General features: G+C 63.8%; 17 protein-coding genes and 1 pseudogene. 13 read left to right on the top strand and 5 right to left on the bottom strand.

What is annotated here, in order from left to right; all coding sequences use genetic code 11:
• Positions 1-14 precede the first annotated feature (14 nt).
• Together AL755_RS23220 and AL755_RS24565 are read left to right on the top strand one after the other, a co-directional pair.
• Complete coding sequence (locus AL755_RS23220; protein WP_150117089.1) at positions 15-344, top strand: hypothetical protein; 330 nt, start codon at positions 15-17, stop codon at positions 342-344.
• Between the two features lie 144 nt (positions 345-488).
• A protein-coding gene (locus AL755_RS24565; RefSeq protein ID WP_445290510.1) for an IS3 family transposase occupies positions 489-1789 on the top strand; the annotation gives its coding sequence in 2 pieces (ribosomal slippage) (positions 489-906 and positions 906-1789; 1302 coding nt in all).
• A gap of 79 nt (positions 1790-1868) precedes the next feature.
• On the opposite strand, the gene AL755_RS10125 is transcribed toward AL755_RS24565, so the two are convergent.
• Entirely contained in the window at positions 1869-4772 is a 2904-nt protein-coding gene (locus AL755_RS10125; protein WP_054010896.1) for a glycosyl hydrolase family 95 catalytic domain-containing protein, read from the bottom strand.
• Between the two features lie 753 nt (positions 4773-5525).
• Between AL755_RS10125 and AL755_RS10130 the strand changes: the two genes are divergently transcribed.
• From AL755_RS10130 to AL755_RS10140, 3 genes are all read left to right on the top strand, one after another.
• Positions 5526-6842 (top strand): ABC transporter substrate-binding protein, encoded by a 1317-nt coding sequence (locus AL755_RS10130; protein WP_054010897.1) that lies wholly within the window; start codon positions 5526-5528, stop codon positions 6840-6842.
• Positions 6843-6932: 90 nt separating this feature from the next.
• Positions 6933-7928, top strand: coding sequence for a carbohydrate ABC transporter permease (locus AL755_RS10135; protein ID WP_054010898.1), 996 nt, complete (start codon positions 6933-6935; stop codon positions 7926-7928).
• On the top strand, positions 7925-8848 hold the full coding sequence (locus AL755_RS10140; protein WP_054010899.1) for a carbohydrate ABC transporter permease: 924 nt from the start codon (positions 7925-7927) through the stop codon (positions 8846-8848). Before AL755_RS10135 ends, AL755_RS10140 begins: the two co-directional genes overlap by 4 nt.
• 67 nt (positions 8849-8915) lie before the next feature.
• Here the strand turns inward: AL755_RS10140 and AL755_RS10145 are convergent, their stop codons facing one another.
• Positions 8916-9851 carry a LacI family DNA-binding transcriptional regulator gene (locus tag AL755_RS10145; protein ID WP_237762657.1) on the bottom strand — a complete coding sequence of 312 codons (936 nt, stop codon included), beginning with the start codon at positions 9849-9851 and terminating at the stop codon, positions 8916-8918.
• Positions 9852-10137: 286 nt separating this feature from the next.
• Between AL755_RS10145 and AL755_RS10150 the strand changes: the two genes are divergently transcribed.
• The 7 genes and pseudogenes from AL755_RS10150 to AL755_RS10180 all read left to right on the top strand — a co-directional run bounded on the left by AL755_RS10150 (position 10138) and on the right by AL755_RS10180 (position 17300).
• Positions 10138-11910 (top strand): glycoside hydrolase family 35 protein, encoded by a 1773-nt coding sequence (locus AL755_RS10150; protein ID WP_054010900.1) that lies wholly within the window; start codon positions 10138-10140, stop codon positions 11908-11910.
• Between the two features lie 62 nt (positions 11911-11972).
• Positions 11973-12931: pseudogene (galE, locus tag AL755_RS10155) on the top strand (UDP-glucose 4-epimerase GalE).
• Between the two features lie 77 nt (positions 12932-13008).
• Complete coding sequence (locus AL755_RS10160; protein WP_054010901.1) at positions 13009-13224, top strand: hypothetical protein; 216 nt, start codon at positions 13009-13011, stop codon at positions 13222-13224.
• 65 nt (positions 13225-13289) lie between these two features.
• Positions 13290-13892, top strand: a complete 603-nt coding sequence (locus AL755_RS10165; RefSeq protein WP_054010902.1) for a DUF1349 domain-containing protein — start codon at positions 13290-13292, stop codon at positions 13890-13892.
• 128 nt (positions 13893-14020) lie between these two features.
• Complete coding sequence (locus AL755_RS10170; protein ID WP_054010903.1) at positions 14021-15052, top strand: zinc-binding dehydrogenase; 1032 nt, start codon at positions 14021-14023, stop codon at positions 15050-15052.
• A gap of 227 nt (positions 15053-15279) precedes the next feature.
• A complete protein-coding gene (locus tag AL755_RS10175) occupies positions 15280-16296 on the top strand; it encodes an aldo/keto reductase (RefSeq protein WP_054010904.1) in 1017 nt (338 codons plus the stop codon).
• A gap of 119 nt (positions 16297-16415) precedes the next feature.
• Positions 16416-17300 carry a helix-turn-helix transcriptional regulator gene (locus tag AL755_RS10180; protein WP_054010905.1) on the top strand — a complete coding sequence of 295 codons (885 nt, stop codon included), beginning with the start codon at positions 16416-16418 and terminating at the stop codon, positions 17298-17300.
• A gap of 42 nt (positions 17301-17342) precedes the next feature.
• On the opposite strand, the gene AL755_RS10185 is transcribed toward AL755_RS10180, so the two are convergent.
• The 3 genes from AL755_RS10185 to AL755_RS10195 all read right to left on the bottom strand — a co-directional run bounded on the left by AL755_RS10185 (position 17343) and on the right by AL755_RS10195 (position 21451).
• Complete coding sequence (locus AL755_RS10185) at positions 17343-18002, bottom strand: response regulator transcription factor (protein ID WP_054010906.1); 660 nt, start codon at positions 18000-18002, stop codon at positions 17343-17345.
• Complete coding sequence (locus AL755_RS10190) at positions 17999-19171, bottom strand: sensor histidine kinase (RefSeq protein ID WP_082369080.1); 1173 nt, start codon at positions 19169-19171, stop codon at positions 17999-18001. Before AL755_RS10190 ends, AL755_RS10185 begins: the two co-directional genes overlap by 4 nt.
• Positions 19172-19249: 78 nt before the next feature.
• A complete protein-coding gene (locus AL755_RS10195) occupies positions 19250-21451 on the bottom strand; it encodes an MMPL family transporter (RefSeq protein ID WP_054010908.1) in 2202 nt (733 codons plus the stop codon).
• 467 nt (positions 21452-21918) lie between these two features.
• On the opposite strand from AL755_RS10195, the gene AL755_RS10200 reads away from it, so the two are divergent.
• Entirely contained in the window at positions 21919-22845 is a 927-nt protein-coding gene (locus AL755_RS10200) for a S1C family serine protease (RefSeq protein ID WP_054010909.1), read from the top strand.
• Positions 22846-22863 lie beyond the last annotated feature (18 nt).

Genomic DNA, 22863 nt, shown 5'->3' on the forward strand with positions numbered 1-22863 from the left:
TCTTGAATAAAACAATGCTGCAAACCCAACCGGGCCGGCGCAATGGCGGTTCACGGGCTCGACGCCATGGAAACCGCGTGGTCGTAGCCGCGATGCTGGGGTTGCTCCTGGTCACGGCTGCGTCACCGGCATATGCCGAACAAACGGATCAATCAGGGGTGACCCTGACGGTCCGGATAGCACCCCAAGGTGGCTGCCCGGGCGCCAACGGATGCCCAAAACCGGCTTTGGCAGCCACCGGAAACGACTCCCTCGCCATGCTTGCCGCCAGCGCGGGTGCCGCCTTCCTTGGCTGCGGGGTGCTGGTGGCCGGCCGCCGGCGACGTCAGGCGGCCCGACCCTAAATATCTTCGCTTAAGGACGATTGGGCCCACTGCCGCAAGTGAACTGCTCCCCGAAAGTTGGACTGATTAATTCGGTTCCTTACTTTCGGGGAGTTTTTTATGGATTCGCGGAGTTCGTTGAGTGCTCGGCAGCGGGTTGCTGCCATAGGGTTGTTCGAGGAAGGCTTCGGCTATGGTGCGGTTTCTTCTCGGCTGCAGGTCAGCAGGGATGCCTGTAAGCGCTTGGAGCAACGTTTCAAGATTTGGGGTAGGGCCGCTTTGGATAGACGACCGGCTGTGCCAGCGTATTCATTTGAGTTCAAGATCAAGGTGGTTCGTCAGTTCCTCGCTGCTGAAGCAACATCGACGGAACTGGCCCAGTTGTATCACTTGAGTTCGCCGAAACTCGTTCAAAGCTGGGTTCGGCGGTATCGCCAGGACGGTGAGGACGCTCTCAAGCCCCGGCCGAGGGGCCGCCCACACACCGCCGTGGACCAATTGCCTACCGAGGTTAGCGAGCTTGAGAAGCTGCGCCTTGAGAACCAGCGGTTGCAGGCCGAGAATGCCTACCTAAAAAAAGTACGGGCCTTGAGGAACCAACCACCGCGTTGAAGGTCAGCGCCGTGATCGCCCTCAGGGCCTCTCACCCCTTGCCCCTGCTCCTGGCCGCGGCCGGGCTGCCCCGCTCTACGTTCTTCCACCGCCAGGCCGCGCTCACGGCCCCTGACCGGCACGCAGAACTCCGTGCCCGGATCCACGAGGTCTTCACCGAGGCCAAGGGCCGCTACGGGCACCGACGCATCCATGCGTTCCTGCGCCGCCAGGGATGGCAGGTGGCGAAGAAGACCGTGTTAAAGCTGATGCGCGCCGAGAACCTGCTCTGCAAGGTCCGCAGCAGTCGCCGCAGGTATTCCTCCTACAAGGGCCAGGTCGGCAAGATCGCTGAAAACCTACTCAAGCGCCAGTTCGTCACCGCGGCACCGAACCTGACGTGGGTGACCGACGTGACCGAGTTCAAGGTCGCGGACCGCAAGGTCTACCTCTCCCCGGTCATGGACCTGTTCGACCGCTCCGTGGTCTCCTTCGCGGTCTCCGAGTCGCCCAACACGGCCTTCACCAACCGATCGCTCAGCGATGCGATCAGCACCCTGGGACCGGGCGAGGCACCAATGGTGCACTCGGACCAAGGATTCCAATACCAACACGCCAGCTGGCAGAAGCTACTCAGCAACGCCGGCATGACCCAATCGATGTCCCGCAAGGGCAACTGCCTGGATAACTCAGTGATGGAGAACTTCTTCGGACACTTAAAAGAAGAGATGTTCCACCACCAAGAACACACCAGCCCCGAAAGCTTCATCACTGAACTCGAGGACTACATCCGCTGGTACAACAAAGACCGCATCTCGTTAACACTCGAGTGCCTGAGCCCGATGGAATACCGGGCCCAGGCACTCGCTACCTAGACTCTTATTTACCAAGTCCAACATTCGGGGACCAGTTCACAAGCGGCAGTGGGCCCAGTCGTCCTTTTTGTGGCCTGCCCTAGATCGCGCCCAATTTCCACTCCTGGCTCGCGGAGGACGTGGAGAGCGTCTTTTGGACAAGCCGGGCACCGTCCGTGGCGACCGATCCGGTCACGTCAAGGCACAGCCCGCTTGCCACGTTCACGAGCCGGTAATACCCGCTCGTCGCCGCCGGAACAAGCCTCCACCACTGATTTGGGCTGAAGTTGTCAGTCCATTGATCCAGCGGCTTCCCGTCGGTCATCGAGGTGCCCGGGTTGTCCAGGACCTTGCCGCTCTTGACGCTTGAGAGCCGGAACGAGCCGTCATATCCGGAAAACAGCTTCCACTGTTGATTCGTGCCGCCCGCCGGGGACCATTGGATCACCGCGGCGCCGTCGTTGGTGGACTGGGACTCAACGTCCATGACCTTCCCGCTTTGCCGGTTGACGAGCTGGCAGATTGCCGGCAACAGGCCAATCTGCAGTTCCACATGGACGCCGGCCGTGAGGTGCACCGTACGGGCATGATCGCCGAGGGGCGAGGCTGCCACGGTGGCCGCCGCCGCGGTGATTGAGGTGATGCCGCGCCGGCAGGCAAGGGTGATGTCCTGGGTAATATCCGAGACGATGGTTGCCACGGCCGATTGCCCGGCGATATCCCATGTCAGGCTTTCGACGAGGACGCGGTTGCGCCCGCGAACACCGGTGATGGTTCCCTTGGAGAGTTGCTCGGGCAGCGCGGGCAGGAGTTCCAGGAAACCGGGCCTGCTGTAGGTCAACGCCTCGGCGATGACCGCGGGCAGGGCATGGGCCGCATCGGCATTGTAGGTGGTCAGTTCGGGATTGTGCGACGTTATCAGGGAACGCCAGACCATGTTGTTCCCAAGGATCTTCTTGATGTTGGTGTAAACACCGGCACCGTCCTTCAGGCGCGCGGAGGCTAGCGCACGGTGCAGGCTGCCATGGGCGGAATAGTTCTCATCTCCGCGCATGATCAGGGCCTTGCGTGCGGTAAAGGTCAGATCGGGCCGTTCCTCGGGATTGATCTCGTGGAGCGGCCAGGCGCCGTACAGGTGGGAGACGTGCCGGTGGTTGTAGCGGTCGGTGAGTCCGGGCCAGGACCACTCGGCGAGTGCGCCGTCGGAATTGATCGTGTAGTCCGGGAGCTTGGCCAGCAGGGCCGTCCATCGAGCCACACCCTGCCCGGCTCCCTGCTCAACGTTCAAGGTCTTGGCGGCATCCACGGCGGCCTGGAGTGCGTGCCGTCCGGCCATGATGTCAGCTGTTGCGTTGATGGAGAGCATTTGGCCGGTGGAGGACGGCGAATTCTCCATTGAGTACGACGGTACAAACACCGACCTTCCGGCAGCGTCGGTGCGGGTCAGGAAGTCCTCGTAGAAGAGCGCCAACTCCATGAGTGCCGGGCCAAGCTTGTCCTTGTAGAACTTTTGGTCCCCCGTGACCTGGTAATACTCGAGCAGCGGGAACAGCAGCCAATCGGCGCCGCCGGTCCAGCATTCGCCGGGGAAGTCGCTGCTGTTGAAGTGGAGCATGTGCCCGTATTCGCCGTCGGTCCGCGTCGGAGCAAGGAACCCCCGGGCGCCGTAGATGTTCCGGGCGTTGGTGCGCCAATCGTCGAGCTGGCCCAGGATCAACTCGAAATAACCGTCCATGGCGCCGCTGGTGAGGATATTGCCGCCGGCAACCTGGAGGTTGATGTTGGCGTCGGTGGTGAAATCATCCGCCCAGGCACCATCCCAGCTGCCCGTCCAAATGCCCGTCAGGCGAGGCGGCAGCACCCCGGATGAACTCGCAAAAAGGTAGCGGCCCGAGTCATACATCCGCTCGAGCAGTGCTAGGTCGATGGTTGAGCGGTTTGCCGCCTGGCGGCTCGTCAACGCGCTCGTCGAGAGCGCCCGGTCCTGCACGGATACGCCGAGGTCCAGGGTTGAGCCGTCAAAGAGGGCCTGGTGGCCGGGGACGTGCCGGCGGAGCAGGGCGCCGTAGTCGGTCAGGAGCACGCTCAGCGCCGCATGGAGCGGACGGCCATTCCAATCGTTGGCTCCTTCGTACCTGGCAAGCTTGGTCAGCAGGATGACCCGGGTGGCCTTGTTGACGGTCAACGTGGAGCCGTCCGTGGTGATCGAGGACCCCGCGCCCGTGATGACAACCCTGGTGGCGCCCTCAAATCCGTACGCGCCCAGCCCCGCGGGGTAGGTGCCGCGGACCTCAAGATAACCGTTGCGGCCACTGACCGAGGTTGTGATGCCGTAGGTGACATTGCCCGGCACTGCCTCGAGGGCCGTGTTTGCACTGATGACTGTGTTGATGGTGCCCTGGGCGGAGGCTTGCAACTCGTGGACAATTGTCTGGCTGCCGCGGGAGACGAATGCGCGCCGCTGCCAGGTCCCGGAGTCGTCGGACCAGGCGTGGGTCACCTCCCCGGTGCGAAAATTTGTGGTCCGCACGTAGTCGGTGGGCGTGGCCAGGCCCGGACTGCTCAAGTGCAGTTCGTATCCGGGGTGGTACGTCTGTGTCCACTTCAGGGACCAGCCGGAGGCGAAGGCGTTTGACGCCCCCGTATAGTCGCCCGCGAGTGCCAAGTCCTGTACCTGCCCCAATCGGGAGGCTATGTTGGGTGGCTCCACCGTCCGGGTGCCGTTGGGGAGGACGAATCGATGATGGTTCAGGACAACCTTTTCCAGCGCCGGTGACCCATGGAATACTGCGCCAAACTCACCATTGCCGGAGAGGAATCCGTCGGTCCATGACGACGCCGGCACCGTGTCGTACAGTCCCCGCTCCGGCAATGTTGCCGTTTCAGGCAGGGCCGCTGCGTCCTGGGCGGAGAGCAGGGCGCCCGGAAGCACCACCGCTCCTGCGGTCAGGGCCGAGGCAGTCAGGAAGCCCCGCCTGCCGAGGGGCCTGTCAAAGATGTTCATGATTGCCTCGAGTCTGCAATGGGCCGAACGTTTCGTGCCGAGCGAGGCGCCCGTGCGCGTTGGTTCCTGGCGCCGGGGACGGGTACGCCCGGCATCTCGGGGACATCGAGCTCGGCGCGGACGCCGCATTTCCATCTGGTGTGAATCGTCATTGACCTGCCCTAGCTTGGTTGTGTGGGGGTAGTTGGCATCGATTAAAATGTTCACGTAAACATCGGGTGGCGAGAACATTACGTGAATATGTCGCCTGCGGCAATAGCGTCACGGTAATGGACTTTCCGACCCTGGCGTGGCGCGTCATTGGCGCCAATGCGCCGTTGTAGGGGCATCTGGGAGTCGCCTCGGAGCGCGGACGATCCACATGGATGTGAATTTCAGTGCATCGGATGAAAAGATTTGTGCGTTTCTATTGCCAATGACGGGTGTGTTTACGTAAACTTCACAGCGTGGATGTTTGCGTGAACATGCGAAAGGTGCACAACCGTACTTTTTCGCCTCCAGAAACGGCATAGGCAGATCAATGATGATTCGTTCGAGATTGATGAACAGCGCACTCGCGGCAAGCGAAACCGCGCTGCGGGCTTCCCCTCTCAACTCTCAGGGAAGCGCTGCAACGACAACCAATGCCTCTGGGGGATTCGCAGCATCAGACCACTCAAATAGCTCCCACGCATAAGGCCCCGCCCAGACGGGCGCCTACGGACGGATGCGTGCGACCGACGTCAACTATGTTTCACAATTGAAGGAGAAGTCATGGAATCTAATCTTGGCCCGTTCCACCCGGAACGCAACGATGGCCCGGGCCGTCGTACCCTCATTAAAGCGCTCGGCCTGGGCGCAGTTGGGCTCGCCGGGATTCCTTTGCTGGCCGCCTGCACCGGTGGGGCCCCGGCCACCGATGCCGTCAAGTCGTCTTCGCTGACGTTTGGCTCGGGATCTTCGGATGACGTTCCCAAGGCCGCCTACAAGGCGGTGACCGACGCGTTCACCGCAAAATCAAAGATCAGCGTCACCACCAACGTGGTGCCCCACAACGACTTCCAGAACAAGATCTCCACCTACCTGCAGGGCAGCCCGGACGACGCCTTCACCTGGTTCTCCGGGTACCGCATGCAGTATTACGCCAAGCAGGGCCTGTTGGCGCCCATCGACGATGTGTGGGAAAAAATCGGCGGCAACTTCTCGCCTGCCATGAAGAAGGCCTCCACTGGCCCCGACGGCAAGATGTACTTCGTGCCCAACTACAACTACCCCTGGGGCTTCTTCTATCGCAAGAGCCTCTGGGCCGACAAGGGCTATGAAGTCCCCACGACCTTCGATGCGCTCACCACCCTCGCCAAGAAGATGAAATCGGACGGGTTGATCCCGATCGAGTTTGCCGACAAGGACGGCTGGCCCGCCATGGGCACCTTCGATTACATCAACATGCGCCTCAACGGCTACCAGTTCCACATGGACCTCACCGCCTACAGGGAGTCCTGGGACCAGAAGAAGGTCAGCGACGTCTTTGACACCTGGAAGGCCCTGCTGCCCTACCAGAATCCGGGCGCCCTCGGCATGACCTGGCAGGACTCCGCCACGTCGCTCGGCGCCAAAAAATCCGGCATGTACCTGCTGGGCTCCTTTGTCACCCAGCAATTCACGGACCCGGCCATTCTTTCCGACATCGACTTCTTCCCGTTCCCGGAAATCGCCGTGGAGGGCCAGGATGCCGTGGAGGCACCCATCGACGGCCTGCTGCTTTCCAAGAAGGGCGGCAACAACCAATCCGCACGCGACTTCATGGCATTCATGGGATCCGCGGCCGGCCAGGACGCCTACGCAGCGGTGGATCCGTCCAACATCGCCACGGTCAAGGGCGCCGACACGTCCAAGTTCACGCCGCTGAACAAGAAATGCGCCGACGTGATCGCCAACGCCAAGAGCATCAGCCAGTTCTTCGACCGCGATGCCCTTCCCGCCATGGCGAACAACGTGATGATCCCGGCCCTGCAGGGCTTCATCAAGGACGGCACGATCGACGTCAAGAACCTCGAAGCCCAGGCCAAGGCACTCTACGCCGCCCAGTAGCATCCTTTGGTGCGGGGTCCGGGCGCAAAATCCGGACCCCGCAACAGGCCCCGCCATTTTGCCTCTGAACTACCCAAGGAAGAACTCCCCATGAGCTCCACCATCGAAGTGCCTCCGGACCTCCACTCCGCGGCACCAGCGACCGACCCAGGTTCTCGCAGGACTCACAACACCCGCGGAATCCGCAAGAACCGGGGCGTGCGGCGCCTCTCCCGCAGGGACAAGATCGTCCTGAGCATCATGGTCGGGGTTCCCACCATGGTCCAGTTGGTCCTGGTCTGGATCCCCACACTGCTGTCCATCCTGCTGTCCTTCACCCGGTGGAACGGCCTGGGCCTGGACGGGATCCGTGCCGCAGGACTGGCCAACTACCAATATGTCGTCAATGACAGCCCGGCATTCTGGCCAGCCGTGCAGCACAACCTGCTGTGGCTGGGCTTCCTGGCCCTCGTCGCCACACCTATTGGACTCTTGCTGGCCGTGCTGCTGGACCAGCAGATCCGCGGATCCAAGATCTACCAAAGCATCTTCTTTGTCCCGGTCATGCTGTCCCTGGCCCTGGTCGGGATCATCTGGCAGCTGTTCTACCAAAAGGACAACGGCCTGCTGAACTTCCTGCTCGGCACCGCCGGAACACCGGCCGCCGTGGACTGGTTCGGCGATCCGCACGTGAACATTTGGGCAGCCCTCGTTGCGGCGACCTGGCGCCACGCCGGCTACGTCATGATCCTGTACTTAGCGGGATTGAAGGGCGTGGACGGATCCCTGAAGGAGGCCGCCTCCCTCGACGGCGCCAATGCGACACAAACGTTCTTCCGCGTGGTGTTCCCGGCGATGCGACCTGTCAACATCGTCATCGTAGTCATCACCATCATCGAATCCCTGCGAGCCTTCGACGTCGTCTGGGTCATCAACAAGGGCACCAACGGCCTGGAACTCATCAGCGCCCTGGTCGTCACCTACCTGGTGGGCGAGGGGCAATCCATTGGTATCGGCTCCGCCTTCGCCGTGATCCTGCTCGTGATCTCCCTGGTTCCGATCATCATCTACCTGTCCCGCACCTTTGGGAAGGAAAGCAAGTCATGACCAGTACAATCTCACCCCTCAAGCCGTCCATGCGCGGCTCCTCCAGTGTCCCCCTGCGCCGAGGCTCGAAGGCCAAACGCCACTACGGCACCCACATTTTTCTGACGGTGATGGCCGTCGTCTGGATGGTCCCGCTCGGTTGGGCCCTCTTCACGGCACTGCGCCCCAAGTCCGATACAGACAAGTTTGGCTATTTCAGCCTCGGCGGCGCCTTCAACTTCGACAACTTCGTCACGGCCTGGAACCAGGGCGGATTCCCGCGCTACTTCGCGAACTCCCTGATCATCACCATCCCCACCATCATCCTGGTCCTGCTGTTCTCCTCCATGATGGCCTTCGCCGTCAGCCGGGTCAGCTGGAAATTCAACATCACCCTGCTGATCATGTTCACGGCCGGGAACCTGCTCCCACCCCAGGTGCTGGCCACCCCGCTGTTTGAAATGTTCAAGTTGATCCAGGTTCCGTATTGGTTCAGCGATTCGGGCAACCTGCTCAATACCTACCTATCGGTGGTCCTGGCGAACACGGCGTTCCAGATCGGCTTCTGCACCTTCGTGCTCTCCAACTACATGAAGGCGCTCTCGCCGGACTTGACGGAGGCGGCACTCGTGGACGGGGCGGGCATCTGGCGCCAGTATTGGTCCATCATCATGCCGCTGTGCCGTCCGGCCTTGGCGGCCATGGCCACGCTGCAGATCATCTTCATCTATAACGACTATTTCTGGCCGCTCCTCTTCATCCAGAGCGGGGACAGGCTCCCGGTCACCACCGCCATCAACAACCTGCAGGGGACCTTCCTCTCCAACTACAACCTGCTGGCGGCCGGTGCAACCATCACCGTCATCCCCACCCTGGTCATCTACATCGCCCTCCAGCGCCACTTCGTCGCCGGGCTGACCCTCGGCTCCAGCAAGGGCTAAACCGACCCGGCACGGCGGCCGCTGCGAAGCGTTTCATTGGCTTCCGCGCCACCGTGCCGGGATCATGCTAATTCCGGGCCGGGGCCGTGCTGTCGCGGACGATCAGGCGGGTGGGAACCTTGGTGGCGCTGTTGGCGGGGCCGGTTCCGGCCACCTGCCGGAGCAGGTCTTCCATGCTGAGCCGGCCCACTTCGTGGAAGTCCTGGCGAATCGTGGTCAGGGGCGGCCAGAATGAAGCAGCCTCTTCGAGATCATCGAAACCCACGATGCTGACGTCCCCCGGAATGGCCCGCCCCAACTCATGCATGGCCCGCATAACTCCAAGGGCCATCTGGTCATTGGCGGCGAAGATGGCCTTCACCTCGGGATTGCGGGCAAGCTCACGTCCAATCTGATAGCCCGATTCCGATGACCAGTCGCCGCGGAGGACGGGCGGGGCTTCGATCCCGGCGTCCTCGAGGGTCTGCTTCCAGGATTCGGCGCGGTGCAAGGCGGAAAAGGATGATGCGGGGCCGCCAACGTGCCATACCTGCCGGTGTCCGAGGTCAAGGAGGTGCCGAGTTGCAAGCCGGGCACCCTCCTCCTGGTCGGTATCGACCACCGAATAGCCGTCCCCGGCATTCGAGTCGATCACGACGGCGGGGAGGTCCTCCGGGAGGGTGATGTCGGCCTGGTCAAGCAGATGTGCCTCGAAAATGATGACGACCCCGTCCACCTGTTGTTCGCGCAGTTGATGATAGGCGCCGGAGACGTTGCCGGTGGTTGGATCCGCAAGTGGTATGAGGGTGACCGAGTACCCGGCTTGGTACGCCGCTGTGGCAATCGCGTCCAGGGTTCGCATATTGCCAAAGCTGGAGAGTGAAAACATGATGACGCCAATGGACTTGAACTGTCCGCTCTTCAACGCCCTTGCGGCCTTGTTGGGTCGGTAGCCGAGGGTCTTCATCGCGTCCAGTACGCGCTTTTTGGTTGTCTCCTCGACGTTGGTGAGACCGTTTGACACCCGGGAGACGGTCTGGGAGGAAACACCGGCTTCCCGGGCTACATCGCCAATCGAGGGCCCCCTGGCGGCACGGGTGGCCGCTCTCCCTGGCCTGCTTCTGACGACGGGGAGGTCAGTGGGAGCTGATGGTATTTGCGAGTTCTCCTCTTGTGTGTTCACCTAAACATGCTACGGTTGATTATTGAATGTTTGCGCAAACATGATGCGTTGAATGAAGAAAAATAAATGACACCCGTGTCGGAAGCGTCACTGCGGCCCTCCACCATCGAGATTGGATTCTTTGCCCATGCCCACCTTTACCATTGGCGAGCACGACTTCATGCTTGACGGTCAGCCTCACCGCATCCTCTCCGGTGCACTGCATTATTTCCGGGTCCATCCGGATCAATGGGCCGACCGGATCCGCAAGGCCCGGCAGATGGGCCTGAACACGATCGAAACCTACATTCCCTGGAATGCCCACGCACCATCACCGGAGGTCTTTGAAAACAGCGGGGTCCTGGACCTGGGCCGCTTCCTGGACCTGGTGGCGGCGGAGGGCATGCAGGCGATAGTCCGGCCCGGCCCGTATATCTGCGCCGAATGGGACAACGGCGGACTTCCGGCATGGCTGTTCAGCACCGGCGCCACCGAGATTCGTGCCGACGAACCCGTCTACATGGCGGCGGTTTCCACCTACTTCGAGCAGCTCGCACCCATTCTGGTACCCCGCCAGGTGCAGTTCGGCGGCCCGATCATCCTGATCCAGATCGAGAATGAATACGGTGCTTACGGAGATGACTCCGGCTACCTGGAGAAGCTTGTGAAGATCAATCGGGAAATCGGGTTGACCGTGCCCTTCACCACGGTCGACCAGCCCCAGGACGACATGCTTGAGAACGGCAGCCTGCCCGGGCTGCACCGAACGGGATCTTTCGGTTCCCGTGCCGCTGAACGCCTGGACACGCTGCGCCGCCACCAACCCACGGGGCCCTTGATGTGCTCGGAATTCTGGGTGGGATGGTTCGATCATTGGGGCGCCCACCACCACACAACAAGCGTTGAAGAGTCCGCCAAGGAACTCGAGGAACTGCTTGGCCGCGGTGCGTCGGTGAACATCTACATGTTCCATGGGGGTACCAACTTTGGCTTCAGCAACGGCGCGAACGACAAGGGCGTCTACCAGCCGCTCGTGACCAGCTACGACTACGATGCACCGCTGGATGAGGCCGGGAACCCGACGTCGAAGTACTGGGCGTTCCGTTCGGTGCTTGCCCGCTACGCGGACCTTGACGACCGGGACGTTCCGGCCTTGCCGGCCCCGGCCCCCGCGCTGACCATTCCGCTGAGCAGTATGGTTCCGCTGTGGAACCTCATCGATCGTGCGGCCAATTGGGTCACTTCAGATGGCGGCCCGCCCGTTACGGATGAAATCGGACACTACTCCGGGTTCAGCCTTTACCGGACCCGGATCGATGCCGCCGGAACGGCAGTCCTGGGAATTGAGGAGGTCCGGGACAGGGCGCAAGTATTCCTCAACCGGCAGGGCGTCGGCACACTGTCACGGGATCATCATGAGCGGGCCCTTGCGCTTCCCTTCGGCGCCAGCGGAACCCTGGAAATCCTCGTGGAAGACCAGGGCCGCGTGAACTATGGCCACCGGCTCGGTGAAAAGAAGGGCCTGATCGGTGAGGTCACCATCAATGGAGAGGCAATCCTCGATTGGGATCTGCTCCCGTTGGACTTGAACAATATTGGCGAGGTGGCCGCACACCTCGGGGGCCAGTCACCGGAGCGCCCCGTGGCGCTGGCCGGGCCGGCCTTCGCATACGCCACTTTTGACCGCACCGAGGTCTCGGATTTGTTCCTGGACACCAGCGGCTGGGGCAAGGGAGTTGTCTGGATCAATGGTTTCTGCCTTGGCCGGTACTGGTCCCGCGGACCCCAGCACACGCTCTACGTTCCGGGACCCGTAGTGCGGGCCCATGGCAACGAGATCATCATCCTTGAGCTTCACGGGTCCACGGCTCCCGTGGTTTCGTTTGTACCTGCCGCGAATCTCGGCCACACCGACTTCTGACCGGGCGCCGGCACACCAGATATTGGCCATTCTGGCCGCAAGAACTTCATGAAGGGAATGTTATGGCTTGGCTTGTCACCGGAGGTGCCGGGTATATCGGTTCACATGTGGTCAGGGCACTTTTGGCGGACGGCCACGACGTGGTTGTCCTCGACGACCTGTCCAGCGGCCGTCGTGAATTCGTCCCGGTTGGGCCTGTTCTTGAGGAAGGATCCCTCCTGGACCAACACTTCCTTGAAGGTGTCTTTGGCCGTCATGACGTATCCGGCGTCATCCATTTGGCGGGGTTCAAGTATGCCGGGCTATCGGTGGAATGGCCGCTCCACACCTACCGCCAGAATGTCACGGGGACGGTCAATCTGCTGGCGGCCATGGAAGCGGCGTCAGTTCCGTCAATGGTGTTCTCCTCAAGCGCCGCGGTCTATGGAAATGCGGCGGCCGAATTCGTGACCGAGACGGTGCCCACGAATCCGGAGTCCCCTATGGCCAATCCAAGCTCATAGGGGAGTGGTTGGTTGAGGCGCAGGGCCATGCCACCGGACTGCGCCACACCTCGCTGCGCTACTTCAACGTTGTTGGCTCCGGCGCACCTGAAGTCAGTGACACCAGTGGACACAATCTCTTCCCACTGGTTTTCAAGGCACTCAAGGCCGGCGAGACACCGAAGATCTTTGGCACGAGCTATCCGACGTCGGACGGAAGCTGTGTGCGCGACTACGTCCACGTGGCCGACGTGGCAGCCGCCCATGTGGCCGCTGCCCGGAAGCTCGACGACGGCGCCCGGCTTGAGCGGGCCTACAACCTGGGCAGCGGATCGGGTTCATCCGTGCGGGAGATCATGGCCGAAATGGCCACCGTCACGGGGATCCCATTCAAACCGCAAATCCATGCCGCGCGGTTGGGTGATCCGGCGCGCATTGTGGCCTCCGGGGAGCTTGCCCAACGGGACATTGAATGGCAACCGCGCCATACGCTGCGGGACATGATCTCCAGCGCCTGGGCCGTGGCCGGCCTTGCCTAGGAATTCGAATTCCTGCGGATCCGTCAGTGCCGGCGGAACCCCGCACCCATCCACTTACACACCATCGAAGGAGCACCATGGCTGACGGAGCAGAAATGCTGGCGACGATAACGGCGACCAACCGGACTGCGATGGACGAGGAACTCAACGCGGCAGTCCACGCTGCCACGAAACGGGCGATCCGCGACGGGCGGCGTGGAATTCTTGTCACCCGGGTCGACTTTGCCTCGTTCACGGTTGAGCTGTCCCCGGACGTCCCCTACGGTTTCACCTACGAGAAGCAAAGGTTCTAGGCGGCAGCCCTCTTTGCCGCCGCCTGCCGGAAGTACCGAGGGCAATCAAATCCAAGGAGGAGTACATGATCCACAGCATTGCGGGACTTCCGGCGTTGGCCTGGATGCCGGCAGGCAACGCGTCCACCGTTGATGGGGGTGCCGGTTCCCTGGCGCTTACCGCGGCGCCGGGGGTGGACTGGAGCAATGACGCGCTGGGCGGAGCACCTCAACACCGTGCGGCGGCCCTGGGCTTCATCGCCCCTGCGTCCTTTTCTTTGTCCGCACGGGTCCGTGTGGACTCCCCGAGGACCACCTTTGACGCGGGTGCCCTCTGCCTTTGGGCCGACAGCGACCATTGGGCCAAGCTCTGTTTCGAGTACTCTCCGGGGGGAGAGGCGATGGTGGTCAGCGTCGTGACGAACGGTCATTCGGACGATTGCAACGCGGCAGTAGTGGCTGATCCGTGGACCTATCTGCGGGTGAGCCGGGTTGGCCCGGCATGGGCCTTCCACTCATCATCCAACGGAACCGAGTGGAGCTTCGTCCGCCTATTCCGTTTGCACACCGACCAGCCGGTCCACGTGGGTTTCCTCTCCCAGGCACCCATGGGTGAGGCGTGTGTGGCGCGCTTTGACCACATCGCCTTCGGCGGGCAGGCGCCGGCAAATCTCCGAGACGGCAGCTAAACGCTGAGGGCCGTCGCCGCGGCTCGGAAGGGGTACTGGCAGTACCCCGACCGGCAGGGACTCCCGGACAGGCTCGTGCAGGTGTTGACTGGAAACCAGCCAACACTGAGAGTCAGGGAAACCCCACCATGCGAGCAACACTGATGTACGGCGCCGGCGACGTGCGCGTAGAGACAGTTCCCCATCCCATCCTCCGGGAACCCACCGACGCGATCGTGCGGATCGTCGCCGGCTGCATTTGCGGCAGCGATCTGTGGCCGTACGCCTCGAAGGCCGCAACCGACGATGGCGCCCGGATGGGCCACGAATTCGTCGGAGTCGTCGAGGAACTCGGCTCCGAGGCGACGGGATTGGCCGTGGGCGACTTCGTCATCGCGCCTTTCGTCGCCTCCTGCGGCAGCTGCGAGTTCTGCAAGGAGGGCTTGCAGACCTCATGCCGCTATGGCGGACACTGGGGCGGGACCGACGACGGCGGCCAGGGCGAGTTCGCCAGGGTGCCGCAGGCATCGGGCACCCTGGTGGTGGTCCCGGGCGGCTTTGACGAGAAGCTGATCCCGTCACTGCTGAGCCTCTCCGACGTCATGTCCACGGGCTACCACGCGGCCAGGAAGGCCGGCATCGTGCCCGGACAAAGCGTCACCGTGATCGGCGACGGGGCCGTGGGGCTCTCCGCAGTCCTGTCCGCCAAGCTAATGGGCGCCTCGCGCATCATCCTCATGGGCCGCCACGCGGCACGCACGGACCTTGGCCGCGACTTTGGTGCCACCGACGTCGTCGCCGAGCGCGGAGAAGAGGGCATCGCCAAGGTTAGGGAACTGAGCAACGGTGACGGCACGCACGTCGTTCTCGAAGCCGTCGGACTGAAGCCCGCAATTGACATGGCGATTGGAGTGGTCCGCGACGGCGGCGTCATCAGCCGGGTCGGCGCACCCCAGTTTGCCGAGGTGCCGCTGGGCTTCACCGAGTTCCTGCGCAACATCACCCTCACCGGCGGCGTGGCACCGGCACGCGCCTACATCGAGGAGCTGCTGCCCCTGGTCCTGGACGGAACGATCGAACCGGGGAAGGTCTTCGACCGCACCATCGGCCTGGACGACGTTCCTGCCGGTTACCAGGCCATGGCGGACCGCCGGGCACTCAAAGTACTCGTGCGACCATGACGAGGGAAGAAGATCTGCCATGGGCACCGCCCCGGATGGCGGAGCGACGGGAAACTCAAGCGACGGCGTGATCGCCCGCCACGTGATCGCCCGCCACCAGATCGCCGCGTGCTGGTGGACAGCCTCGCCACGGACGCAGCCGACCACCTGACCTATGAACCGGAACGTGTGCGCCGGGAATTCAGCGCACTGATCGCCACGAAGCAGAACCACTCAAGGAGAAACTCATGGAATACCGTCCATTGGGGCGCACGGGCGTGCACGTCAGCCCGCTGTGCCTTGGCACGATGATGTTTGGCGCCTGGGGCAACACCGACCTCGACGACTCGATCCGGATCATCCACCACGCCCTCGACGCCGGCATCAACTTCGTCGATACCGCAGACGTCTACTCGGCCGGCGAATCGGAGGAGATTGTCGGCAAGGCGCTCAAGGGCCGGCGCGACAACGTGGTCCTGGCCACCAAGTTCTTCATGCCCATGGGGGAGGGGCCCAACCGGGGCGGCGGCTCGCGGAAATGGATCATGCAAGCGGTCGAGGACTCGCTCCGGCGCCTCGGCACGGACTACATCGACCTTTACCAGGTGCACCGCCCCAGTGCCCTAATGGATGTTGAGGAAACCCTCGGTGCCCTCACCGACCTGGTCCGGCAGGGCAAGATCCGTTACATCGGGTCCTCGTCCTACTCCGGCAGCCAGATCGTCGAGGCACAGGTGGCATCGCGCGAGGGGCAGCTGGCCCGGTTCGTCACCGAGCAGCCGCCCTACTCGATCCTTGTCCGCGGCATCGAGGAGGACATCCTGCCCACCACGCAGCGCCACGGGATGGGAACCCTGACGTACAGTCCGCTGGCCGGCGGTTGGCTCTCCGGCAAATGGCGCAAGGAAGCTGCTCCCACACCCAGCTCGGCAGCACGGCCCAAGGCCCGCTTCGACATGACGAGTGCCGCCAACCAACGCAAACTTGAGGTTGTCGACGCATTGGCCGGCGTTGCGCAGGACGCCGGCATCAGCCTGATTGAGCTCGCGATCGCGTTCGTGATCAATCACCCGGGCGTCACGTCCGCGATCATCGGGCCCCGCACCATGGAACAACTGGTGTCCCAACTGCCTGCCGCGGAGGTGAAATTGTCGGCTGAAACCCTGGACCGCATCGACGCGCTCGTCGCCCCGGGCCAGACCCTGAATCCCGACGACAACAGCTACGGGGCCAGTGAGCTGGCAGCCACCGCACGACGCCGCTGAAGCGAGCTGCCGCCGTCGAACCGGGTACGCACACCGCATCCCGGGAGGCCCTGTCAATGCCGGGGGAGGTAATGGCAGGGCCTCCCAGGGCGGGTGGCCGCGGCGTAAAGTTGGGCCCTATGGATCCCCGGAACGAAATCAGAGAATTCTTGTCGTCGCGGCGCGCGAAGATTACGCCGGCGCAGGCAAAACTACCCGCGTACGGCGGCAATCGCCGGGTTGCCGGCCTTCGCCGCGAGGAGGTCGCGATGCTCGCCGGGGTCAGCGTCGACTACTACACCAAGCTTGAACGCGGGAATTTCGGCAGCGTCTCCGAGAGCGTGCTGCACTCGCTGGCCCGGGCGCTGCAGCTGGACGAGGCGGAGCGTGAACATCTCTTCCACCTAGCCACCGCCACGGCAACCATCAGGCCCGGCGGACGCCGCGCAGCCCCGCAAACCGTGCGGCAGGCAGTGCAGCGGGTGGTCGATGGGCTGACGGACGCGCCGGCGTTCGTGCGCAACAACCGCCGGGACCTGCTGGCCGCCAACACGATGGGCCGGGCCCTCTACTCCGAGCTGTATGCCGATGCCGACGGTGTGGTCAACACCGTGCGATACCTCTTTTTCAATCCGGGCGCCCGGGACTTCTTCCGGGACTGGGACAAGGCTGCCGCGGACACCGTCGCCAACCTGCGCACGGAGGTGGGCCGTGACCCCCATGACCGCGGCCTGCAGGATTTGATCGGCGAGTTGTCGACCCGCAGCCAGGAATTCTCCACGCTGTGGGCGGCACACGATGTCCGGTATCACGACAGCGGTGTCAAGGCCCTCCACCACCCCGTGGTCGGCGAGCTGGAGCTGACCTTCGAGGTGATGGACCTGCCAGCCGATGTCGGGCAATCCCTGATTGTCTATGGTGCCGAGCCGGGGTCCGTGACGGAGGAGGGGTTGCGGCTGCTGTCCATTTGGGCCGCAACGAACCATCAGCAGGCGAAGGCCGACGAAGCCAGCTTGAACTCCTAGGCCGTTCCCGGATCTGGACCCTTCCCGGACGGGGCTGCCCGGTCAGGACGAAAGGCCTGCCCGGTAGGCAAAGGCGACCAGCTGGGCGCGGTCCCGGGCCATCACCTTCGTCATGGCCCGATTGGCATGGGTCTTGACCGTGTAGGGCGAGAGAAACATTGCTTCGGCGATTTGCTGGTTGCTCAACCCCGAGGCAATCGCAAGGACAACCTCACGCTCCTTGGGGGTGAGGGCGGAGAACCGGTCGGCCAGGACGGCGTCGACCTCGGGTTGCCGCTCATCGGTGACCCGGCCGATCAGCGCCGCGGCGGCGGTGGCCGACAAGGCGCCACCTCCCGCGGCAACGTCCTCGATTCCGGCGGCCAGTTCCGCAGGTCCCACGCCCTTGCTGAGGAAACCGTTGGCTCCGGCCCGGAGAGCGGCGAAGACGGTTTCGTCGTGCTCGAACGTCGTCAGCACGATGATCCGGACCCGTTCCGCCGGGAAGAGCTGCCGGATCCGCCGGGTGGCCTCCACGCCGTCGACGCCGGGCATGCGGATGTCCATCAGCACAACGTCAACGTCCAGTTCGCCGAGCAGGCGGACCGCCTCCAGCCCGTCGCCGGCCTCGCCCGCCACGGTGATGTTGGGTTGTGCCGCCAAGATTGCGCGCAGGCCCACACGAATCATTTCCTGGTCATCGACAATGAGCACACGGATCATCGGATGATTCCGCCTTTCGTTGTCAAGATCGCCGTCACGCGAAACCGTGTGCCGTCGTCGTCGACACTCAAACGGCCGCCGGCCGAGAGCGCGCGCTCACGCATGCCCACCAAACCGTACCCCCGGGCCCCGGTGTGAGACCTTTGCAGACTTGCGTTTTTGTTCTCTGCCACAATCTTGAGCTGCCCTTCGGTGCGCGTGATAACCAGTTTTACCTTGCCCCGTCCGTGCCGTTGCGCATTGGTCAGGGCCTCCTGCACGATCCGGTAGGCGGCCAGGCTTACCGTCGGATCAAGCTCGCCGGTGTCTCCCGAAGCAACGAGTTCCACCTCGACGCCCGCCGTGCGGAACGTCTCGACCAACGCCGGGAGCTGCGACATATCGGGTGCCGGGCTCGTTGGATCGTCGTCGCCTCCCCGGCGCAGCACCGTGAGGATCAACTGTGTCTCATGAAGCACCCGGCGCACACTGGCCCGGGCCGATTCCAGGGCCGTCCGGGTGGCAGCATTTCCCTCGGACAGCGACACCTCGGCCACGCCAAGGTACATTCCGAGCACGGCAACCTCATGACCAACGACGTCGTGGAGGTCCCGTGCGATCCGCACCCGTTCCTCCGCGATCCCGCGTTCAATGGCAAGGCCTGCCGTGGCCTCGGCGTCGAGCGCACGTTGCCGCATGGATTCGAGGTAGCCCTGTTGTGCGCGGATGGCACTGCCCACCGCGACTCCCGCCGCGCAGCATGCCGTGGCCACGAGGGCACCGGAAGCTTGAAAGTCCCCGTGCTCCCGAAGCACAAGCGCAAGGTAGACGGGGATGCCGGCGATCAACAGCGCGACGACGGCGCGGCTGCCCCGAACCGCCACCGAAAACAAGGCAAAGACGACGACGGTCCACATCGCCACGAACTCGGTCGCGAGGAGCGACGCCGCAACTGCACCAAGGGCAACCACCATCAATCCGGCAAGGCGCCGGGTCCTGCCCAGCACGAGCCCGGCCGCCACCAGGACGACCCCCGTGTAGCCGGGAGCCGGCTCACCGGAAAGGGCCAGGATGAAGAACTCCGTGGCCACGGCCGCCCAACTCAGGATCAGGGCCGCACGGTCCAGGAGTTGGCCGCGAAGAAACCACGCCAACCTTGGCGGGGCCACCACGGCGCTGCTTGATGTCATTCCACGATTATCGTTCACTTGCCACCACTTCCCACGAGGAAGGGCTCCGCGTTTCCGCGGAGCCCTTCCGTACCGGCGTTACCGGGCCAGGACAGCCAGGCGTTCGTCCCGGGTGTCTGCTTCGGCGCCGTCGAGGCCGTGGCCTTCGGTGTCGAGGTTGGGCAGGAGCTTGTCGAGCCAGGCGGGAATCCACCAGGCCTTGTGTCCGGCGAGGGAGAGCAATGCCGGCATGATGATCATGCGCACGAGGAAGGCGTCGGCGAGGACCCCCACCAGGAGGCCGAAAGCCGTCTCGGCAGCGAAGGTCATGGTGCTGGAGGCGAAGCCGCCGAATACGAAGCCCATGATCAGGGCCGCGGCGATCAGGACGGGTCCGGATTTGCGGAAGCCGGTCATGATGGCGTGTCTGGGTGCTTGGCCGTTGACGTATTCCTCGCGGATGCGGGAGACGAGGAAGACCTGGTAGTCCATGGCGAGGCCGAACAGGACCCCGACGAGGATGATGGGCAGCAGGCTCATCATCGGATCGCCCTGGGGCGCCTGGATGATGCCCTTGAGCCAACCCCACTGGAACACGGCGGTAAGGGCGCCGAAGGCGGCCCCGAGGGAAAGCAGGTAGCCGATGGTGGCGAAGAGGGGCACCAGCAGCGAGCGGAACATGACCATCATGAGCAGGAAGGAGAGAATTACGATCACGGCAACATATTTGACCAGCGCGGCGGACATGAGGGCGGTGCTGTCGACGCCCATGGCTGTTTCGCCCGTCACTTCCACGTGCACCCCGGTGACGGTGTCGGCGTTGTCGCGGATGGTGTGGACGAGGTCCTTGGTGCCCTGGTCGATGGGGTCTCCGGTGGGGATCACGGTGATGAGTGCGGCGTCGCCGGCTGGATCGACGGCGCCCGGGACCACGGCCTTGACGTTGGCCAGGCCTGCGAGTTCGTGTTCGATGGAGGGGAGTTTCGTGGAGATGTCCTTGCCTTGGGCCAGGATCATGAGGGGGGACTGGACGCCACCGAACTTGTCCACGACCAGGTTGTAAGCGTGGCGTTGGGTGGAGTCAGGATTGCTGCCGCCGGGGATGTTCGCGGCGGTTTGCATGCTGAAGAAGGGGATCGCGAGCACGCCCAGGACGGCGATGGCGCCCAGCAGCATTGGCAGCGGACGACGGGTGACTGCCTTGCCCCACCCGTTGACGAAGGAGCGGCGGGTCAGTGTGGAATCGACCGTGTGGCCTGCCAGGAGGGCTTGGCGGTCCTTGCGGGAAAGTGCTTTGAGGCCGAGGGACTTCATCAGGACGGGGAGCAGGGTCAAGGACATGAGGACGGCGATCACGACCGCGAAAGCTCCGGCGAGTCCCATGTTGCGGATCGCGGCGATGTTGGTGACCCAGAGCCCGACCAAGGCGATCACGACGGTCAGGCCGGCGAAGACGACGGCGGTGCCGGCGGTTCCGGTGGCGCGGGCGACGGCGTCGTCGACTTTTCGTCCCGCCCGCAGTTCCGCACGGAATCGGGTGAGGATGAACAGGGAGTAGTCGATGCCGACGGCCAGGCCCAGCATGCTGGGCAGGGTGATGGTGGTGGAGTCGATGGGGTGGATGGCGGACCAGGCGATGACGCCGACGGTGCCGATGCCGACCCCGACGATTGCGATGAGCATGTTGGCGCCGGCGGCGAGGAGTGAGCCGAAGGTGATCAGGAGGACCAGGAAGGCGATGATGACGCCAACGGCTTCGCCGGGGCCAAAGGCTGCGTAGCTGTCCGCGGCGATGGCGCCACCAACCTGGATCGACAGTGGCGGGCCTTGTTTCTGGGCGAAGTCGACCACCTTCTCGTAGCTGGCTTGGGCGTTGGCATCGGTGATCCCGGAGAACGTCAGGGTGGAGACAACGGTGGTGCCGTCCCGGGACACGAACGGGGCCTGGGCGTCGAAGGGGTCGCTGACTGTTTTTACGTGCGGGAGGGATTTTGCCTGGGCCAGGACCGCTTCGATGTCTGTCTTCGTTGCCGCATCCGAGACCTTGGCGGTGCCGTGGGTTTCGATGACCAGTTGGAGGGTTTTGGTGCCGGCGGTGCTGTTGACGCCCGGGAACTTTTGTTGGACTGTGGCGAGTGCTTTCGACGCGCTGGTCGAGGGCATGGAGCCCGTTGAGCCGCTCATGTCGGCGGAGGTGGCGGTGATGCCGGTGAAGACCGCAAAGATCACCAGCCAGGCGCCGATGATGATGAGCCGGTGCCGGGCGCTGAAGCGCCCGATCGCGGCAAGGAAGTTTGGCATGGTCTGCTCCGAAAGATATGGAAAGTGGTGTGGCCGCTGCCCGGGGAGGGGCGGCTGATGACACTCCCAATACTTCCCGGATGCCGCCATCCGGTCGTCGTGCAAACCGACCGACCCGGCTACTGCATTTGCAGTAGACCCGGGGGAGAAACATACTGCGCGGTCACCATGGCGACGACGCGGGGAGCGTTAGTGACCGCGTAGCCGCCTCGCCGCCCACGGCATGCACTCCCGGTTGTAGTACCCCCAGCTGCCGACCCGGCTGCCCGGGCGGCACCCCTTCGCGTTCACCGACGGCGTACCGGCTCAAGGACTAGCTTGGGCGCCTGGTTCGTTGTACTAGGCATCAGGCGCAGCCCGTGCGTGGGCGGGCCGCGCCATCAACAACCGGCCACGACCGCCCCAGGAGGTGCGCGGTGAAAGAGTCTCCCGACATTCCCGAGGGTGGGCTTGGGGCTGAAGAAGCAATGGACGCCTATTCCAGGACCGTCATCACGGTTGCCGAAGCGGTCGCGCCGCACGTGGCCGCCGTCGAGGTGATGGGTCAGGGCCGCAATGGGCGCGTGCGCCTTGGTGCGGGCTCCGCCGTCGTCTTCACCGAAGACGGCTACATGCTGACGAACGCCCACGTGGTTGCCGGCGCCACGTCCGGGTGGGCGGCTTTTGCCGACGGCACCGGAACGGAGATCGAGATCAGGGGAGCGGACGTATTGTCCGACCTGGCCGTTATCCGCGGACTGTCCCACCTGCAGGGGCCGGCCCAACTCGGCGACGCCGAGGGGCTTCGGGTGGGCCAGCTGGTCATCGCCGTGGGCAACCCGCTGGGCCTGGCCGGATCGGTGACGGCCGGCGTCGTCAGCGGGCTGGGACGGTCCATGCCCACTGCCCTCGGCCGCACCCGGCGGGTGATTGAGGACGTCATCCAGACCGATGCCGCATTGAACCCGGGCAATTCCGGCGGGGCGCTGGCCGACTCCCGTGGCAGGGTTGTCGGCATCAACACCGCCGTGGCGGGCGCGGGCCTGGGCCTTGCCGTCCCGATCAACGCCACCACCCGGCGGATCATCGCCGCCCTGATGGCCGACGGGCGGGTCCGACGCGCCTACCTGGGCCTGGTCAGCTCGCCGATTGCGCTCAACGAGACCCTCGCCCTGCGGGTCGGCCAGCGGAAGGGCCTGCGCGTGGCAGATGTGATTGCCGGATCGCCGGCGGACCACGCTGGCTTGAAGGCGGGCGACCTGGTGCTCACGGTGGGACAGCGTCCGGTCTCGAGCGCCGAGAGCCTGCAAAAACAGCTGTTCGCCGAGGCCATTGGTGCGCCGCTGGCGGTGACGGTACTCCGCAACGGGGCCATGGTGGACGTCATCGCCGTACCCGTCGAGATGACGGAATAGCGGCAGCTGCACTTGTGC

Origin of the sequence: Arthrobacter sp. ERGS1:01, assembly GCF_001281315.1 — a bacterium.
Classification (GTDB): Bacteria; Actinomycetota; Actinomycetes; order Actinomycetales; family Micrococcaceae; genus Specibacter.

What these genes read in the sequence shown, in the direction of transcription:
- AL755_RS10195 (WP_054010908.1), bottom strand. Translation starts at nt 21,451, where the DNA reads ATGCCAAACTTCCTTGCCGCGATCGGGCGCTTCAGCGCCCGGCACCGG.
- AL755_RS10140 (WP_054010899.1), top strand. Translation starts at nt 7,925, where the DNA reads ATGACCAGTACAATCTCACCCCTCAAGCCGTCCATGCGCGGCTCCTCC.
- AL755_RS10160 (WP_054010901.1), top strand. Translation starts at nt 13,009, where the DNA reads ATGGCTGACGGAGCAGAAATGCTGGCGACGATAACGGCGACCAACCGG.
- AL755_RS10200 (WP_054010909.1), top strand. Translation starts at nt 21,919, where the DNA reads ATGGACGCCTATTCCAGGACCGTCATCACGGTTGCCGAAGCGGTCGCG.
- AL755_RS10135 (WP_054010898.1), top strand. Translation starts at nt 6,933, where the DNA reads ATGAGCTCCACCATCGAAGTGCCTCCGGACCTCCACTCCGCGGCACCA.
- AL755_RS10190 (WP_082369080.1), bottom strand. Translation starts at nt 19,171, where the DNA reads ATGACATCAAGCAGCGCCGTGGTGGCCCCGCCAAGGTTGGCGTGGTTT.
- AL755_RS10130 (WP_054010897.1), top strand. Translation starts at nt 5,526, where the DNA reads ATGGAATCTAATCTTGGCCCGTTCCACCCGGAACGCAACGATGGCCCG.
- AL755_RS10185 (WP_054010906.1), bottom strand. Translation starts at nt 18,002, where the DNA reads ATGATCCGTGTGCTCATTGTCGATGACCAGGAAATGATTCGTGTGGGC.
- AL755_RS10125 (WP_054010896.1), bottom strand. Translation starts at nt 4,772, where the DNA reads ATGAACATCTTTGACAGGCCCCTCGGCAGGCGGGGCTTCCTGACTGCC.
- AL755_RS10150 (WP_054010900.1), top strand. Translation starts at nt 10,138, where the DNA reads ATGCCCACCTTTACCATTGGCGAGCACGACTTCATGCTTGACGGTCAG.
- AL755_RS23220 (WP_150117089.1), top strand. Translation starts at nt 15, where the DNA reads ATGCTGCAAACCCAACCGGGCCGGCGCAATGGCGGTTCACGGGCTCGA.
- AL755_RS10175 (WP_054010904.1), top strand. Translation starts at nt 15,280, where the DNA reads ATGGAATACCGTCCATTGGGGCGCACGGGCGTGCACGTCAGCCCGCTG.
- AL755_RS10170 (WP_054010903.1), top strand. Translation starts at nt 14,021, where the DNA reads ATGCGAGCAACACTGATGTACGGCGCCGGCGACGTGCGCGTAGAGACA.
- AL755_RS10165 (WP_054010902.1), top strand. Translation starts at nt 13,290, where the DNA reads ATGATCCACAGCATTGCGGGACTTCCGGCGTTGGCCTGGATGCCGGCA.
- AL755_RS10180 (WP_054010905.1), top strand. Translation starts at nt 16,416, where the DNA reads ATGGATCCCCGGAACGAAATCAGAGAATTCTTGTCGTCGCGGCGCGCG.